Here is a 16,102-nt window from a genome sequence, read left to right as displayed (position 1 = left end):
ACCACTATGGCTACTCATTCCCCGAAAGACGTGGCGGCAGCTATCAAGGCCTACGATGTCCGCGGTGTGGTCGGCGAAGGAGCCGGCTTCCTGAACGAGGAATTCGTACGCGACGTAGCGGGCTCCTTCGCCCGCCTTATGCGCGAAGAAGGAGCGGAAACCATCGTCGTCGGCCACGATATGCGCGACAGCTCCCCGGCTCTAGCGGCAGCATTCGCCGAAGGTGTGAACGCGCAGGGGCTGAACACTATCTCCCTTGGGCTTACCAGCACCGACGAGCTCTACTACGCCAGTGGTGTGAAGCAGTGTCCGGGAGCCATGTTCACCGCCTCCCACAACCCCGCTAAGTACAACGGCATCAAACTCTGCCGCGCTGGGGCTCGCCCGGTGGGACAGGATTCCGGCCTGGATCGCATCTCCGCAGAACTGGTCGACGGCGTGCCCACGTTTGACGGCGCGCCTGGTACTAACTCCACCGAAGATGTTCTGGCAGGATACGCCGAGTATCTCAACAAGCTGGTGCCGCTGGACATCCGACCGCTGAAGGTCGCGGTGGACGCCGGCAACGGCATGGGCGGACTGACCGTCCCCGCTGTACTGCAGCAGAGCTCGCTGGAAATCTTTGACCTGTACTTCGAACTCGACGGTAACTTCCCGAACCACGAGGCCAACCCGTTGGATCCGAAGAACCTGGTGGATCTGCAGAAGTTCACCGTGGACAAGGGTGCGGATCTGGGAATCGCCTTCGACGGGGACGCGGATCGTTGCTTCATCGTGGACGAGAAGGGCGAGGCCGTTTCTCCCTCCACGATCTGCGCCATGATTGCCGAGCGCTACCTGGATGAGCAGCCGGGCGCCACAATCATCCATAACCTCATTACTTCCAAGTCCGTCCGCGAACTGGTGGAAGCCAAGGGAGGAAAGCCAGTGCGGACCCGCGTTGGCCACTCCTTCATTAAGGCGCAGATGGCAAAGGAAGGTGCCGTCTTCGGTGGTGAGCACTCCGCGCACTACTACTTCAGCGACTTCTTCAACGCCGATTCCGGCATGCTTGCTGCGCTCCACGTGCTGGCTACCTTGGGCGAGCAGGACAAGCCCCTGTCCGAGCTAAAGCGCGCCTATGAGACCTACCGCGCCTCCGGCGAGATCAACTCCGAGGTGGCCGACCAGGCGGGACGCACCGAGGCTGTAGTGGAAGCGTTTGCCGACCGCACTGCATCCGTCGACCGCCTCGATGGCGTGACTATCGAATTGCAGGACGGTTCCTGGCTGAACGTGAGGGCGTCGAACACCGAACCGCTGCTGCGCCTCAACGTCGAGGCGCGCGACGACGAGGGAGTAAAAGCCATCGTCGACGAAGCGTTGTCCGTCATCCGGGCTTAGGAGGAAAGCTGATGCAGCGTATCGAAGGTGCTGTTCAGAACTATGCCTGGGGGTCACATGAATCCCTCGCCAAGCTGCAGGGGCGTGCTACACCGACCTCAGAGCCGGAGGCCGAGCTGTGGTTCGGAGCTCACCCGGGAGCGCCGGGCCCACTCTTGGACCTCATTGAGGCCGATCCGGAAGGCCAGTTGGGCGCCGAGCATAAGCACCTGCCCTTTTTGCTCAAACTTCTGGCTGCAGAGCGTGCACTGAGCATCCAGGTGCACCCCACGAAGGCTCAAGCCGAAGCCGGTTTTGCGGCGGAGGACGCCGCCGGGATTCCCCGTGATGCCTTCGAACGCAACTACAAGGATGACAATCACAAGCCTGAGCTTCTGGTAGCGCTGGGCGAGTTTGAGGCTATGGCGGGCTTTCGGCCAGTTGCACGCACCCGTGAACTGCTGGACTGGCTGGCATTGCCGGAGCTTGATTTCCTGCGTGACGACCTGCACGCTGCGGTCGAGCGCGCACTGCACCTTCCGGACGAGGAAGTATCTGCGGTTCTTGACGCCCTCACGCGGCGCTGCCGAGAGCTGGTAACTACCGCTGACGGCTGGATGGGTGACGTGGCGGATCTGGTTCTGCGATTGGAGGAGCAGTACCCCGCGGATCGTGGTGTGCTGTTCGCGCTGCTGCTGAACCGAGTGGAGTTACAGGCGGGGGAGGCCTTGTACCTCGATGCCGGACAGCTGCATGCCTATGTGCGCGGAACAGGGGTGGAGATCATGGCAAACTCCGACAACGTGCTGCGCTGCGGGCTCACGCCAAAGCATATCGATATCAATGAGTTGATGAAGGTCGTGCGCTGGGAGGAACTCTCCGACCCGCGACTGCGTGCCGACGAAACCGGCGTGTACCACACCCCGGCGAAGGAGTTTAGCTTGCGCCGGTTGGCGGGCGAGGGGGCTGTTGAAGGCCCGGCGATCGTGCTGGCGGTCGGTGGAGACGTGGACTGCGAAGGAGCACATGTCGACAGTGGCTCCGCCGTTTGGGTGCCTTTTGGCGAGTCGGCCAGCGTACGCGGCCAGGCTTTTATCGCTCGGCCTGGGGTGTAGTAGCCGGTCCCAGCGTGGTATCGGTGGGCTCGTCAGGCTTACCGTTGTGCTTGGGGGCAGGAGCAGGCTGGGGTTTGTCGTCCCCGGCGGCTTCGGTGGGCTCGGTAGCCTTGGATGGAGACGGAGATGGGATGAAGTCCGGCGGCACGGTGGCGTTTGCGTCGGTACCCTTTTCCGTTTCGGCAGGCTTACTCGGCCCGTCGGAACCACCAGGTAGCGCAGGTTTAGTCGGTAGCGTCGGGATCGTCGGAAGGACAGGGCCAGCATTCTGCTCTGGCTTGGGAGCCTGAGTCTGCGGCTGTGCCTGAGTCTGCGGCTGTGCCGGCTGCTGACTCGGTTGCGCTTGTTGCTGGGGCTGGACAGCATCGCGTGAGTTCAGGCCTTCCGCGATGATCGTCTTTGAAGGCTGGGAGTTATACGAACGGTAGCCATCCCAGGAGTTGGGGGGCAAGTAGGGGTCTTGCCCTAATGGCGCCACGTTGCTGAACTCTCCCATTTCGCTACCATTCGGGCTATTGGTGGAGTAGGCCGGGGGCGCCTGCTGCTCGGGTTCGTCGGTACCACCATTGCCAGGGACAACGTCATGCTTTTGCGAAGCCGCGCCGGTGCTGATGGCGATCGTAGATTCGTCCGCATTGTTTCGCTTCGGAGCCGTCGCTTCGGAGCCTGCTTGCCACGTCCAAACCCCGATGACACCTGCGAGTACCAAACCGATAATCGCGATCCCGCTAATTACCCGAGGCACGGAGGAGTGCTCTTCGGTGGAGTGCTGTTCGGTTTCTTCTGCTGCCACCTGGCTCACCTCCCTGTTTTGATCTGTGCCCCTCGAAGGTCACAATTTGATTAAGCTCAAAACGAGCCTATCAGGAATTGCGATCCTTGACCAGAGTTGTCGCCCGTGTAAACGCGCTACAGTCGGTAATTGAGCGATAGAAAGGCCGGCACGATGAGCAACTGGGACGAATTCATTTTCTCGCAGGAAGACAATGTGGACTTCCTGGACGAACTGGCAGAGCTGGAGGACCCCGAGGTAGTTGGAGCCCTGGTGGACGCCGTAAATTTGGCGCTGCGGGATGGACAGCCGGACTCCGTGGACTATTCCATCGGGCTGTGCGCCGCCACTGTGGCCGCCATTTGGGGCGGTGCTCCCTTCAGTACAGCCAGCGTGGCAGATGAACACCCTTATATTCGCGCCCATATCGGCGAGTGCCCGGCGAACTTGCAGGAGGTGTCCCTGCAGCTGCTCGATGGGGAGATGGAGCGGCGCGCGGCCAGTGCCAACGACGGCGATGACACCGAAGATGGCGACGAAGCCGACGGCCTGGAGACCTTCGTCGAGGCACTCAGTTAGACATTTCGAGGCATCTCAAACGCCGTTCAATGCCCGTCTAATACACTGTCCATAGAAAATAGACCTGTCATCATTTGAGGAGTCACCCCACCCATGGAGTTTAAAGTCAAGGATCTCTCGCTGGCAGAGGCCGGCCGCCACCAGATCCGCCTGGCGGAATACGAGATGCCCGGGCTCATGCAGCTGCGTCGCGACTACGCCGACGAACAGCCCCTGAAGGGCGCCCGTATCGCTGGCTCCATTCACATGACCGTGCAGACAGCTGTGCTGATCGAAACTCTGGTGGCCCTCGGCGCTGAGGTTCGTTGGGCCTCCTGCAATATCTTTTCCACCCAGGACGAAGCCGCGGCCGCCATTGTCGTTGGTGAGGGAACCCCGGACGCACCCGCCGGCGTGCCAGTGTTCGCTTGGAAGGGCGAGACCCTGGACGAGTACTGGTGGTGCCTGAAGCAGATCTTCACCTGGGGAGAAGGCGTAGAAGCCAACATGATCCTGGACGACGGTGGCGATGCGACCATGGCTGTCATCAAGGGTATGGAATTTGAAAACGCAGGCCTCGTTCCGGACGTCGAGGATCATGACTCCGATGAGTACAAGGCCTTCCTCGGGATGCTGCGTGAAGCCTTGGCGGAGGACGATAAGTTCTGGAACCGGGCGTCACAAAGCATCAAGGGTGTCACCGAAGAAACAACGACGGGCGTGCACCGCCTCTACCACTTCGCCGAGCAAGGCGTGCTGCCATTCCCGGCGATGAACGTCAACGATGCCGTGACGAAGTCCAAGTTCGACAACCGCTACGGCACCCGCCACTCGCTGATCGATGGCATCAACCGCGCTACCGACATGCTGATCGGCGGCAAGTCCGTCCTGCTGTGCGGCTACGGTGACGTAGGTAAGGGCTGCGGCGAAGCGCTGGCGGGCCAGGGTGCGATCGTTAAGGTCACCGAGGTCGATCCGATCAACGCCCTGCAGGCGCTCATGGACGGCTTTGAGGTAGTGCAGGTAGAGGACTTTATTGGTGACGCCGACATTGTCATCACCGCGACGGGGAACCTCGGGATTATCACGTTTGAGCACATGCAGATGATGAAGAACCACGCGGTGCTGGGCAACATCGGCCACTTCGATAACGAGATCGACATGGCCAGCCTGCTGCACCGCGAGGATGTTAGCCGCGTGACCATTAAGCCGCAGGTTGACGAGTTCACCTTCCCCGGCGCCGACGGCGAGCCGGTATCCATCGTGGTATTGAGTGAAGGTCGCCTGCTGAACCTGGGTAATGCTACGGGTCACCCATCGTTCGTGATGTCCAACTCCTTTGCCGATCAGACGATTGCACAGATCGAATTGTTTACGAAGTCGGATCAGTATGGCAACGACGTTTATCGCCTGCCGAAGATCTTGGACGAGATGGTCGCCCGCATTCACGTTGAGGCGCTCGGCGGTAAGCTGACGACATTGACCAAGGAGCAGGCGGAGTACATCGGCGTGGATGTCGCCGGGCCGTTCAAGCCGGAGCACTACCGATACTAAAAATGATCGTTAGCTTTGAAGGAGTCGACGGCGCGGGGAAAAATACCCTGGTCACTGCCGTTGAAAAAGAGTTGGTAGCGCGCGAGGTGCCAGTGGCACGCATCGCATTTCCGCGCTATGAGGAATCGAATCCGGCGATGCTGGCGCGCGAGGCGCTGCATGAGAAGCTGGGCGATCTGATTGACTCAGTGCATGGCATGGCCACGCTTTTCGCACTAGATCGCAGCGAGATCGCAGCGGACCTAGCGGACTTCGATGAGGATGGTTACGTCATTCTGATCGACCGCTACACCGCGTCGAACGTGGCCTACTCAACCGCCCGGTTGGGCAGCAATGTGGCTGAGGTTGGCGACTGGGTGACGCAGCTAGAACAGGAGACCCTGGGGATTCCGGCACCGCATTTGCAGATCCTTGTGGACGTGGAGGCTGAGGTTGCCGGGCAGCGCGCCGAAGCGCGGGAAGCCGTGGACGAGACTCGGGCGCGCGATGCCTATGAGCGCGATAGCAGTTTGCAGGAGCGAACCGTCCAGGCTTATCGAGCGTTGGCGGAGCAGCAGTGGCTGAGCCCATGGGTGACGGTCGATAGCACCGGGGATGACTACGAAGGTCGCGCGGTGAAGGTCGCGGATCTATTGGAAGAAATGAGAGGATGACAACCGTGGACACGAAAATTCTGGTGGTCGACGACGACCCGGCTATTGCTGAAATGCTCACCATCGTCCTGCAGGGCGAGGGGTTCCGCACCATCGTCGTGGGTGACGGCGTGGAGGCCGTAAAGGCCGCCGAGGAGCACAACCCGGATCTCATCCTGCTCGACGTGATGCTGCCTGGCATGAATGGCATCGACGTGTGCAAGGCCATTCGAGAGAGTTCCACGGTACCGATCGTGATGCTGACCGCACGTACCGACACCGTGGACGTGGTCTTGGGGCTGGAATCCGGTGCCGACGACTACGTGCACAAGCCCTTCAAACCGAAGGAACTGGTCGCACGTGTGAGGGCTCGCCTGCGCCGCACCCCGGAAGAAACACAGGTCGATTCCATCGAAGTTGCCGACCTGACGATCGACGTGCCCGGTCACCAGGTCATCCGGGACGGCCAGGAGATCGCACTGACCCCCATTGAGTTTGATCTGCTCGTGACGCTTGCTTCCCGTCCGCGCCAGGTGTTCTCCCGCGAGGAGCTTCTGGAGCAGGTGTGGGGCTACCGCAAATCCAGCGATACCCGCCTGGTAAATGTGCATGTCCAGCGCTTGCGAGCAAAGGTGGAGAAGGATCCGGATGATCCGAAGATCATCCAGACCGTTCGCGGAATCGGATACAAGACGGGCGAATAAGTTTTCCACGTGGATCAGGAGCATCAAGAAAACGCCCCCGTCCGGCGGGGCAAAAAGCTGCAGGAAGCCACACAGGCTAACCCCCGCCCGTCGCGCTGGCGATCCCCAAATGGCAAGAAATTCCCTTTAAGGAAACGGGAAAAGACCCTTGCCGCGGGTTCGACGTTTTGGTCTGTGCTGCGGGATTTCTTCCGACGGCCGAAGGATACCTGGGTGCGGGCGATCAATTCGCTGAGTCTGCGATGGCGCCAGTCCATTCAGCTGCGCGTTATCGGCAGCGTGCTGGCCTCCAGCACCTTTGCATTCCTGCTAATGGGATTTCTGCTGACGGGTTTCCTTAGCCAGCAACTGCTGGCTACCAAATTCTCCGAAGGCGTCGACAGCATGGATCGAGCGCGTGCTGCAGTGGAGGAGCAGATAGCCTCCACGGACTCCTCTAATCCCGTCTCAGTGAGGCTGACATCTGCCAGAGCCGTGCTCTCGAATCGCTCAACGGGAATGGATCAATCGAGCGCTCCGGTCTATGACTCGGTGCTTATTGCTTCTGACGCCAGCGATTCCGAAACCCGTATTCCCGCGAACATTGACATTCCCGAGAATCTACGCGAGTTTGTGCGTCAGGGGCAGGTCTCGTACCAATACGCCCGCGTCAACGGAGAAAACGGTAGTTACAAAGCACTCATCATCGGCAGTCCCGTCTACTCCGACATTCCCGGGTTAGAGTTCTACTTGCTGGTGCCTTTGACTTCGGAGGAAGTCACGCTGAACCTGATGCGTGGCCTTTTGATGGCCGGTGGAATCGTCCTCATTATCTTGCTTATGGTGATCAGCTGGGTGTTCTCACAACAGATCATTGGGCCAGTGCGTGCCGCGTCCAAAATCGCTGAGAAGCTGGCTGCTGGGCACCTCCACGAGCGTATGGTCGTCGATGGTCAGGATGAGGTGGCCAAGCTTGCATATAGCTTTAATGACATGGCAGAGAAGCTGTCCACCCAGATTCGCAATCTGGAGGAGTTCGGTTCCCTGCAGCGCCAGTTCACCTCGGACGTCTCCCACGAACTACGTACTCCTCTGACGACGGTTCGCATGGCCGCGGACATGATCGAGGACAATGCGGATGAACTTGACCCCCTGACTGCTCGCGCAGCGCACTTGATGACCAAGGAGCTAGATCGCTTCGAGACTCTGCTAGGTGACCTGCTGGAGATCTCTCGTCACGACGCGGGTGTGGCGAACCTATCGGCTGAAAAAGTCGACGTGCGCGGTGTCGTGCGCTCCGCTTTGCAGCAGGTGCGCGCCATTGCCGAGGACATCGGCACGGAGTTTATCGTGGATCTTCCGGAGGAACCGGTGGTTGTTGCCGTCGATTCGCGACGGGTGGAGAGGATCCTTCGCAACCTGCTTGCCAATGCTGTCGATCATTCCGAAGGCAATCCAGTTGAGGTGAAGATGGCGGTAGGTGCGGATGCTTTGGCTGTCACTGTCACCGACCACGGTGTGGGACTTAAGCCCGGCGAAGAAGAGATGGTGTTCAACCGTTTTTGGCGCTCCGACCCCTCCCGAGAGCGCCGTACCGGCGGCACTGGCCTGGGACTCGCCATTGCTAAGGAGGACGCAAACCTCCACGGTGGTCGCCTCGAAGCAGCCGGTGAACCTGGCGTGGGAGCCTGCTTCCGGTTGACCCTCCCGCTACAACAAGGGCGCACCGTGCACTCTTCGCCATTACCGATGGCGGTGGAGGATAAGGGCGTCACTACCGAGGAACAGGAAGGTAGCCACGATGAGTAACAAGAGCACAAAGGTACTGGCCGCAGTGGCTGGGCTGGGTCTGCTGGCCGCGTGCTCTACGCTTCCGGACAGCACCAAACCCGAAGCGATCTCTAGCTATGCGCCGGCTCCTAGTGGACAGGAGGCTCCGACGCCTTCTGATGGGCAGCCGTCTGATCTACTTCTGCGTGATTTCTTTACCGCCAGTGCCCACCCGCTACGGGAGCATCAAGCGGCGAAGAAGTTCCTTACCAGTGGTATGCAGGGACGATGGCAATCCGATGCACCGACGATGGTGCTCGACCGCATCGATATTGCCTCTGAGGGGCAGGGAAGTGACACGAAGATCACCTATCGTGTGCGCGGCAACGTCGTCGGAACCCTTGGCGTGGGTGGTGTGTTCGATCCGCAGTTCACGGCTTTTGAAACCACCTATGAAATGCAGAACATCGATGGGCAATGGCGTATCAGTAATCTGCCGAACGTGGTGGTGCTAGATCGCCAAGATTTTGTGAGCACCTACCGTGCGCGCAATATCTACTTCCCGGATCGCAATGGCAGGGCACTAGTGCCGGATCGCCGTTGGATCTACACCGGTCAGCAGTCCACCGCAGCCTCTCTGGTGTCTTTGCTGGTCGCAGGGCCCCAGGAACGATTAAAAAAGGCCGTGAGGAATCTTCTTCCCGATGGCGCCACCGCCCAGGTGTCTAACGACCGGGAGGGCGATCCTTCCGTTAGCTTTACCGGTCTGCAAGGTCTGTCCGCCGATGGACGACGATTGCTTGCCGCGCAGGTTGTATGGACTTTGGCGGGCTCGGAAGTGCGTGGCCCCTATGAGCTCACTGCCGATGGCACCCCAATGAGCGATGACATGCAGGGGAAATGGTTGGTTCAGGACCTGTCGCAGTACGACCCGAATGTGCGAGTTCAAGTGCCATTGCGGGCAGTTTCTGGCGGAGATATTTATCAACCGGATGGCACGCGGGCGCAGAAGCTCGATGGGTGGCTAACCCAGCGCTATATCGAATCAGCATCGCTGAGTTCCCGCGATGAGGTCTATGCCGCAGTGACCGGGCGGGGCGATGAGCCACGTCAGCTGATGATTGGAGCCAAGGAGGACCAGCCGGTGAGCTCCGTGGAAGCGGATTCTCTGACCCGCCCAAGCTGGGGACTCGATGCGACCTCGGTGTACGTCGTCGCCAACGGTGAGAAGATCATTGAGGTTACACGCAATCCCGAGACCGGAAACGTGGGAGAGCAGAAGGTCGATGGATCCACGCTGAGGATGATCCACGGGGACAAAAAGCGCATTAGCGTATTCCGTGTTTCTCATGACGGCACGCGAGCTGTGATGGTGGTCAATGGGCGCGTGTATGTTGCGGTGCTGGAGACGACAGACGAGGGCACGAAGCGACTCGGAGCCCCAGTGGAGATCGGTAACGCAGTAGGCGATACGGCGGTAAGCGCCGAGTGGGCGGAAGATGGATCCGTGCTGGTCGGCACACGTGCTAACGACGCCCCAGTGTGGGATATCGAGGTGGACGGATCCTATTCGCAGCAAATTACGGGTCGGAACCTATCCGCACCGGTGGTGTCGGTGGCAACGGATGGCAACAAGATCTACGTCACCGATGCCAATGCGTTGATGCAGTTCGACGTGACTTCAGAGGAGTCGCGGTTCTGGCGTGAAGTTCCCACGATGCAGGGAAAGCGGGCAACACCTTTGTTGGCCGACTAGGCTTTTGCCTGTGGGGATATTGGGGGATTTAAACGCGCTTGCCGGATTGGTGTGGCGCGCGGATTGTGTGTGCTGTGGTCGGATGCAGGCGCACCCGGCCGGCGTGGCCGTGGGAGAACAGCTGTGCGAGGAGTGCGGGTTACAGCTGATGCACCCGTGGCAGCGCTGGCAGCCACGGGTAGCTGCCGTACCGGTTTTTGTTTCTGGCACGTATGGCGGTGCGCGACGCATGCTGATCCTGAGCGCAAAGGAACGACTGCGCCCGGCGGCGATTGGTGTAGCTGGTCGTCTGTTGGCCGCCGGGATTTTGCACGTCAGCGGCTTAGGTTTGGTGCCGGACCCGAGGTGGGGGCGGGTCAGGCTGGTGCCCGCTCCAACTCGCAGGTCGGCAGCGCGACACCGCGGAGGGGACATTGTCACGAGGTTCTGCCAAGCAGCCGCTGAACTATATCCCAGGGTGGAGGTTTGTCCGGTGGCATGGCTCGATGAATCGAGCGTGGACTCAGTGGGGTTGGACCGTCACCAGCGGCGAGAAAATGTTGCAAGGAACATTCTCTTCGATCCCGTAGCAGTGGGGAGGTTACGCGGGGCAGACGAGGTAGTGATTGTGGATGATGTGTGCACCACCGGTGCTACAACTGCCCAATTCGCATTTGCGCTGTCGGCGCACGGGGTCCGTCCCCGGTTGGCTTTGGTGCTGGCAGGTGCTTAAAACACATTGGTAACGGAGACAAGTAGCAGAACTAGTATCAATCAGGGGGTTATGTGCAAATGTCGTCTTGTCGATCGGTAGAATAATAGGTGGAACGATCACCGTTGGAAGGTGGGTAATCCGGCCTGATTCTGGCGGTGAATGACCTTGGAGGTTGAGCAATGTCGACCGGCAAAAACTCGTCCAACTTTGGCAACGAGGAACTGTCTGCACCAGAGGCAGGCGTGGAAATCACCGGCCGCAATGTCGAGGTGCCAGAGCACTTCGCAGAGCGAGTCAAGGGCAAGCTGGCAAAGATTGAACGCCTGGATCCTACCCTCACCTTTTTCCACGTAGAGCTGCAGCACGAGCCTAACCCGCGCCGTGGTGACCAGCAGGATCGTCTGCAAATCACCGCAACCGGCAAGGGGCACATCGCTCGCGCGGAGGCCAAGGAAGATTCCTTCTACGCTGCTCTCGAGGTCGCAATCGGACGCATGGAACGCTCCTTGCGCAAGGTGAAGGCTCGCCGCAAGATCGCCCGCTCCGGACACCGCACCCCTATGTCTGTGGGCGAAGCTACTGCCAACCTGGTTGAGGAAGCCCAGCCGAAGGCTGAGACGAAGCCGGAAGAGGTTGGACCTTACGACGTTGATCCTTACGAGGACCAGTTCAAGCCCGGTCAGGTTGTGCGCAAGAAGGTTCACAAGGCCGCCCCGATCAGCGTTGACCAGGCGCTAAGCGAGATGGAACTCGTTGGCCACGACTTCTTCCTATTCATCAACGAAGAAAACGGCCAGCCGTCCGTGGTTTACCGTCGCCACGCTTTCGATTACGGCCTGATCACTCTGGAAGAGAAAGAAGCCTAAGTAGCTTAAAAAGCTTTCCAACTTCCTCCCCACCGACCTTCCGCCCTTAAACCGCGGAAGGTCGGTTTTCTTGGTTTTGTTGTGGGGTGTAGTTGCCCGTGACCTTGGGGGTGGGGGTAGGATTGTCCGAAGCCGACAAGTTAGCTAACAAGTTTTAAAACCGAGAAAAGGACAGCATCAGCGTGCTAGGACTTTCGAAAATTCTCCGAATGGGCGAAGGCCGTGCGGTCAAGCGTCTCGCGAAGATCGCCGACCAAGTGATGGACCTCGAAGAGGAATACTCCGCGCTCAGCGACGAGGAACTGCAGGCCAAGACCGAAGAGTTCAAAAAGCGAGTCCAAGACGACGGCGAGAGCTTGGATGACATCCTGCTCGAAGCTTTTGCCACCGCGCGTGAGGCATCCTGGCGCGTGCTGGGGCAGAAGCACTACAAGGTGCAGATCATGGGCGGCGCCGGACTGCACTTTGGCTATGTCTCCGAGATGAAGACCGGTGAGGGTAAGACCCTTACTTGTGTTCTTCCCGCATATCTCAACGCACTGTCCGGTAAAGGCGTCCACGTCGTTACCGTTAACGACTACCTGGCTAAGCGTGACTCGGAGTGGATGGGTCGCGTGCACCGCTTCCTGGGCCTAACTACTGACGTGATCCTCAGCGGCAAAAACCCAGCTGAACGCCGCGAGGCTTATAACGCGGACATCACTTATGGCACGAACAACGAGTTCGGTTTCGACTACCTGCGCGATAACATGGCGCACTCCCTGAACGACTTGGTGCAGCGCGGCCACAACTACGCGATTGTCGATGAGGTTGACTCCATCCTTATCGACGAGGCACGTACCCCGCTGATCATCTCCGGTCCCGTAGAGGGTTCCAGCAAGTGGTTCACCGCCTTCGCAGCTATTGCCCCGAAGCTGACCCGCGACATCCACTACGAAATTGACGAGCGGAAGAAGACCGTGGGCGTCAAGGAAGAAGGTGTGGAGTTCGTCGAGGATCAGCTGGGCATCGAGAACCTTTACGCACCTGAGCACTCGCAGCTTGTTAGCTACCTGAACAACTCCATCAAGGCCAAGGAGCTGTTCACCCGCGATAAGGATTACATCGTCCGCAACGGCGAGGTCGTCATCGTCGACGAGTTCACAGGCCGCATCCTGGACGGACGCCGTTACAACGAGGGCATCCACCAGGCGATTGAGGCGAAGGAACACGTCGAGATCAAGAACGAGAACCAGACACTGGCCACCGTCACGCTGCAGAACTACTTCCGTCTGTACGACAAGCTGGCGGGTATGACGGGTACGGCAGAGACCGAGGCCGCCGAGCTGAAGTCCACCTACAAGCTGGATGTTGCTCCGATCCCGACGAACAAGGAAAATCAGCGCAAGGACCACGTCGACTTGATCTACAAGACTCAGGAAGCGAAGTTCGAAGCCGTGGCTGAGGACATCGCCGAGCGCGTGGAGGCCGGCCAGCCCGTGCTGGTGGGTACCACCTCCGTCGAGCGTTCCGAGTACCTGTCCAAGCTGCTGCAGCGTCGTGGAATCAAGCACAACGTGCTCAATGCGAAGTACCACGAGAAAGAGGCCGAGATCGTTGCCCAGGCAGGCCGTCTGGGCGCCGTCACTGTGGCTACGAACATGGCTGGCCGTGGTACTGACATCGTGCTGGGTGGTAACCCGGATATCCTCGCCGACATTAACCTGCGTGAGCGTGGCCTGGATCCCGTCGAAAACCCGGAGGCCTACGAGGAAGCCTGGGACGACGAGATTGAAAAGGTACGCGCCGAGTCCAAGGAAGAAGCGGAGAAAGTCCGCGAGGTTGGTGGCCTGTACGTGCTGGGCACGGAGCGTCACGAGTCCCGCCGTATCGATAACCAGCTGCGCGGTCGTTCGGCGCGTCAGGGTGACCCGGGCGAGACCCGTTTCTACCTGTCCATGCGTGACGACCTGATGGTGCGCTTCGTTGGCCAGACAATGGAAACCCTGATGACTCGCCTGAATATCCCGGATGACGAGGCCATCGACTCGAAGATGGTCACCAACGCCATCAAGGGCGCACAGTCGCAGGTGGAGTCCGCTAACTTCGAGATGCGCAAGAACGTGCTGAAGTATGACGAAGTCATGAACGAGCAGCGCAAGGTGATCTACAGTGAGCGCCGCCAGATCCTCGAGGGCGAGGATGTGGAATCCCAGATCCGCAGCATGCTGAAGGACACCGTCGAGGCATACGTGGATGGTGCAACCGCTGAGGGCTATGTCGAAGACTGGGACCTGGATACCCTGTGGAACGCCCTGGATTCCCTCTACGGCCCGACCTTCACCCACGAGTCCCTCGTCGAGGGAGACGAGTACGGTCGCTCGGGCGAGCTGAGCTCTTCCCAGCTGTTGGACGCCCTACTCGAGGATGCAAACCACGAGTACGACGAGCTGGAAGAGAATGTCACCGAAATCGCCGGCGAAGAGCAGATGCGTGGCATGGAGCGCGCAGCCTTGCTGAACGTCGTGGATCAGAAGTGGCGCGAGCACCTCTACGAGATGGATTACCTCAAGGAGGGCATTGGCCTGCGCGCGATGGCACAGCGCGATCCTCTGGTGGAATACCAGCGCGAGGGTGGCGACATGTTTAACCGTATGAAGGACGGCATTAAGGAAGAAACCGTTCGCCAAATGTTCCTAGTTCGCAACCAGCTGAAGCAGGCCAACACCGTGCATGTCGAGGATCCGGCAGCGGGTAACGAGGGCGTGGCCGTGGATCGCGCCACCCAGACCACCATGGGCGGCTAGTTTCAGATCAGGCTGAGGCTATCGATAGCCCAGACTTTCTTCCCGCGCCGTGCGGAGCTACGCAGTTGATGTAGCCCCGCGCGGCGCTTTTGCGTGTGTTGCGACATGGCACCCGCCAGCGCTCGCACCCTGTCACCCATCTGTACCGACGCACAAAAGCGCACGCAGTCGCCTGCGCTCGGTTGTATGTGCAGGCTTATTATCGACGCCCCCTGTTCCGCGCGCCCGATTGTCGGGGTCGGTCGCACGGTTCGGCGGACACGCAATTGCTCTAGCACTCGCTCGCTAAAGGGCGCGCGACGCAGATGCTCGATGGGGCGGCGGCCTTCCAATGCCTCCAGCCACAACTTGACGATCTGCGCAATGCGTTGGGGTGGAGGCGTGTGGGCGTCAAGAAAAGAATCGGTAGCTTCGGCCGTTGTTGGCTGTACAGCAATAGCCGGGGTGGGCGGGCGTAGAAATACGAACTTTGACAGTGGACGTGTAGAAGCAGATGTGGTCACGAAGAATTCCCCCTAGAAAATGTACCGCTGGCGCGTTCCCCCGAAGGCGCCATACGGCCATAACTATAGCGAAGTGTGCGCCCCTGAGGGGCGGCGGGAGCAGAAAAGATGGCAGAATGTAGGGCATGCGTGGACTAGTAGTTGATTATTGCGGAGTATTGGACGGCGCCGAGGAAGATCGTCGCCGGTGGAGGAAGCTACTCGCAGCGGCGCGGGCGGAGGGCATCGCTACGGCGATCTTGTCCAATGATCCAGGTGGGGCTGGAGCCGCGCCGATTCGAACTTGGCTAGAGGGCGGCTACGTGGATGCCGTGATCCTGTCCGGTGAAGTGGGGGCGGAGAAGCCTTCCGAGGAGATTTTCCGCATTACCGCTGAGCGTCTGGAACTGCCGAAGGAGGATCTGGTGCTGGTGGATGACAATATTCTGAACATCCGCGGTGCCGTCGGTGCCGGCCTGATCGGTATTTACTACCAGCAGTTCGACCGTGCGGTCGTGGAGATCACGGGTGTATTCGAGCTCGAGGGGGAGTTCTAAACCATGTTGGTGTACATTCCCGCGACTTTTGACATGCTGGGCACCCTCGCGGAACAGGGCGAGCACCCTGTGCGCTCTGGGGTGGGCTTTGCCCTGACCCCCGCGGTGCGGGAGTTCTACACCGGCGGTGACGAAGAGGAACTTGCATACACTGCGTTCCTCGACGCCGCCCGTGCTTCTCTGCGCCTGTTGAGCGCAGGTGGGGAGGAACGCTTCCCACACCGCCGCGTGGTGATCAGTGCAGAATTCGACGACTCGGCGGTGACGCTGGTGCCAGAAGATGGCGAGTCAGTGGTGCGGCTGGATCCAGCTGTCGTTCAGGTAAAGCAGTTGCTGGCGATCCATGTTGATGACGCCGACGCGGAAGCTGCCACAGCCAAGGCAATTGAGTGCATCGACGCGGCTGACCTCGGGGATGAGGACGCAGAGTTCGCGTTGGGGGATTGTGAAGACAACCTGATGAGCTGGTACGACGGCAAAGAGCTGCCGTTCTTGGTGGACCTGATGTAGCTTGC

15 protein-coding genes are annotated in these 16,102 nt (G+C 59.7%); 13 read left to right on the top strand and 2 right to left on the bottom strand.

Going from position 1 to position 16,102, the window contains the following annotated elements; all coding sequences use genetic code 11:
• Positions 1–6 precede the first annotated feature (6 nt).
• Together AC05K6_RS04670 and manA are read left to right on the top strand one after the other, a co-directional pair.
• Positions 7–1,383: a phosphomannomutase/phosphoglucomutase gene (locus AC05K6_RS04670; protein WP_476727914.1), complete on the top strand. Its 1,377-nt coding sequence runs from the start codon at positions 7–9 to the stop codon at positions 1,381–1,383.
• 11 nt (positions 1,384–1,394) lie between these two features.
• The gene (manA, locus tag AC05K6_RS04665; protein WP_476727913.1) at positions 1,395–2,477 is read left to right on the top strand and encodes a mannose-6-phosphate isomerase, class I; all 1,083 of its coding nucleotides are present in this window, start codon (positions 1,395–1,397) and stop codon (positions 2,475–2,477) included.
• Here manA and AC05K6_RS04660 read toward each other — a convergent pair.
• A complete protein-coding gene (locus tag AC05K6_RS04660; protein ID WP_476727912.1) occupies positions 2,455–3,270 on the bottom strand; it encodes a hypothetical protein in 816 nt (271 codons plus the stop codon). The genes manA and AC05K6_RS04660 overlap by 23 nt on opposite strands.
• Before the next feature lie 153 nt (positions 3,271–3,423).
• Here AC05K6_RS04660 and AC05K6_RS04655 point away from each other — a divergent pair, with 153 nt between their 5' ends.
• The 9 genes from AC05K6_RS04655 to secA all read left to right on the top strand — a co-directional run bounded on the left by AC05K6_RS04655 (position 3,424) and on the right by secA (position 14,548).
• Positions 3,424–3,828, top strand: a complete 405-nt coding sequence (locus AC05K6_RS04655; RefSeq protein WP_448308326.1) for a DUF4259 domain-containing protein — start codon at positions 3,424–3,426, stop codon at positions 3,826–3,828.
• A gap of 93 nt (positions 3,829–3,921) precedes the next feature.
• On the top strand, positions 3,922–5,361 hold the full coding sequence (gene ahcY / locus AC05K6_RS04650; protein ID WP_476727911.1) for an adenosylhomocysteinase: 1,440 nt from the start codon (positions 3,922–3,924) through the stop codon (positions 5,359–5,361).
• 2 nt (positions 5,362–5,363) lie between these two features.
• Positions 5,364–6,014: a dTMP kinase gene (locus AC05K6_RS04645; RefSeq protein WP_293790787.1), complete on the top strand. Its 651-nt coding sequence runs from the start codon at positions 5,364–5,366 to the stop codon at positions 6,012–6,014.
• Between the two features lie 5 nt (positions 6,015–6,019).
• Positions 6,020–6,697 (top strand): MtrAB system response regulator MtrA, encoded by a 678-nt coding sequence (gene mtrA / locus AC05K6_RS04640; RefSeq protein ID WP_293790788.1) that lies wholly within the window; start codon positions 6,020–6,022, stop codon positions 6,695–6,697.
• A gap of 9 nt (positions 6,698–6,706) precedes the next feature.
• Positions 6,707–8,485: an MtrAB system histidine kinase MtrB gene (mtrB, locus tag AC05K6_RS04635; RefSeq protein ID WP_476727910.1), complete on the top strand. Its 1,779-nt coding sequence runs from the start codon at positions 6,707–6,709 to the stop codon at positions 8,483–8,485.
• The gene (gene lpqB / locus AC05K6_RS04630) at positions 8,478–10,202 is read left to right on the top strand and encodes an MtrAB system accessory lipoprotein LpqB (protein WP_476727909.1); all 1,725 of its coding nucleotides are present in this window, start codon (positions 8,478–8,480) and stop codon (positions 10,200–10,202) included. The genes mtrB and lpqB overlap by 8 nt, the downstream gene beginning before the upstream one ends.
• An 82-nt stretch (positions 10,203–10,284) precedes the next feature.
• Positions 10,285–10,914 carry a ComF family protein gene (locus AC05K6_RS04625; protein ID WP_476727908.1) on the top strand — a complete coding sequence of 210 codons (630 nt, stop codon included), beginning with the start codon at positions 10,285–10,287 and terminating at the stop codon, positions 10,912–10,914.
• Positions 10,915–11,075: 161 nt separating this feature from the next.
• Positions 11,076–11,762: a ribosome hibernation-promoting factor, HPF/YfiA family gene (gene hpf / locus AC05K6_RS04620; protein WP_293790791.1), complete on the top strand. Its 687-nt coding sequence runs from the start codon at positions 11,076–11,078 to the stop codon at positions 11,760–11,762.
• 182 nt (positions 11,763–11,944) lie between these two features.
• Complete coding sequence (gene secA / locus AC05K6_RS04615; RefSeq protein ID WP_476727907.1) at positions 11,945–14,548, top strand: preprotein translocase subunit SecA; 2,604 nt, start codon at positions 11,945–11,947, stop codon at positions 14,546–14,548.
• Positions 14,549–14,550: 2 nt separating this feature from the next.
• On the opposite strand, the gene AC05K6_RS04610 is transcribed toward secA, so the two are convergent.
• Positions 14,551–15,051, bottom strand: a complete 501-nt coding sequence (locus AC05K6_RS04610) for an Rv3235 family protein (protein ID WP_293790793.1) — start codon at positions 15,049–15,051, stop codon at positions 14,551–14,553.
• Positions 15,052–15,176: 125 nt separating this feature from the next.
• Between AC05K6_RS04610 and AC05K6_RS04605 the strand changes: the two genes are divergently transcribed.
• Positions 15,177–15,587 (top strand): HAD family hydrolase, encoded by a 411-nt coding sequence (locus AC05K6_RS04605; RefSeq protein ID WP_293790794.1) that lies wholly within the window; start codon positions 15,177–15,179, stop codon positions 15,585–15,587.
• A 3-nt stretch (positions 15,588–15,590) separates the two neighbouring features.
• Positions 15,591–16,097: a DUF6912 family protein gene (locus tag AC05K6_RS04600; RefSeq protein WP_476727906.1), complete on the top strand. Its 507-nt coding sequence runs from the start codon at positions 15,591–15,593 to the stop codon at positions 16,095–16,097.
• Positions 16,098–16,102: the final 5 nt, after the last annotated feature.

The sequence above is a fragment of the Corynebacterium sp. TUM25020 genome, assembly GCF_056388495.1.
Note: the sequence above shows the minus strand (reverse complement) of the source record. Positions and strands in the feature narration are given on the sequence as shown.

Coding starts and splice junctions, on each gene's coding strand:
- hpf (WP_293790791.1), top strand. CDS start 11,076: ATGTCGACCGGCAAAAACTCGTCCAACTTTGGCAACGAGGAACTGTCT.
- AC05K6_RS04670 (WP_476727914.1), top strand. CDS start 7: ATGGCTACTCATTCCCCGAAAGACGTGGCGGCAGCTATCAAGGCCTAC.
- AC05K6_RS04600 (WP_476727906.1), top strand. CDS start 15,591: ATGTTGGTGTACATTCCCGCGACTTTTGACATGCTGGGCACCCTCGCG.
- AC05K6_RS04625 (WP_476727908.1), top strand. CDS start 10,285: ATGCAGGCGCACCCGGCCGGCGTGGCCGTGGGAGAACAGCTGTGCGAG.
- AC05K6_RS04605 (WP_293790794.1), top strand. CDS start 15,177: ATGCGTGGACTAGTAGTTGATTATTGCGGAGTATTGGACGGCGCCGAG.
- lpqB (WP_476727909.1), top strand. CDS start 8,478: ATGAGTAACAAGAGCACAAAGGTACTGGCCGCAGTGGCTGGGCTGGGT.
- AC05K6_RS04645 (WP_293790787.1), top strand. CDS start 5,364: ATGATCGTTAGCTTTGAAGGAGTCGACGGCGCGGGGAAAAATACCCTG.
- ahcY (WP_476727911.1), top strand. CDS start 3,922: ATGGAGTTTAAAGTCAAGGATCTCTCGCTGGCAGAGGCCGGCCGCCAC.
- AC05K6_RS04655 (WP_448308326.1), top strand. CDS start 3,424: ATGAGCAACTGGGACGAATTCATTTTCTCGCAGGAAGACAATGTGGAC.
- manA (WP_476727913.1), top strand. CDS start 1,395: ATGCAGCGTATCGAAGGTGCTGTTCAGAACTATGCCTGGGGGTCACAT.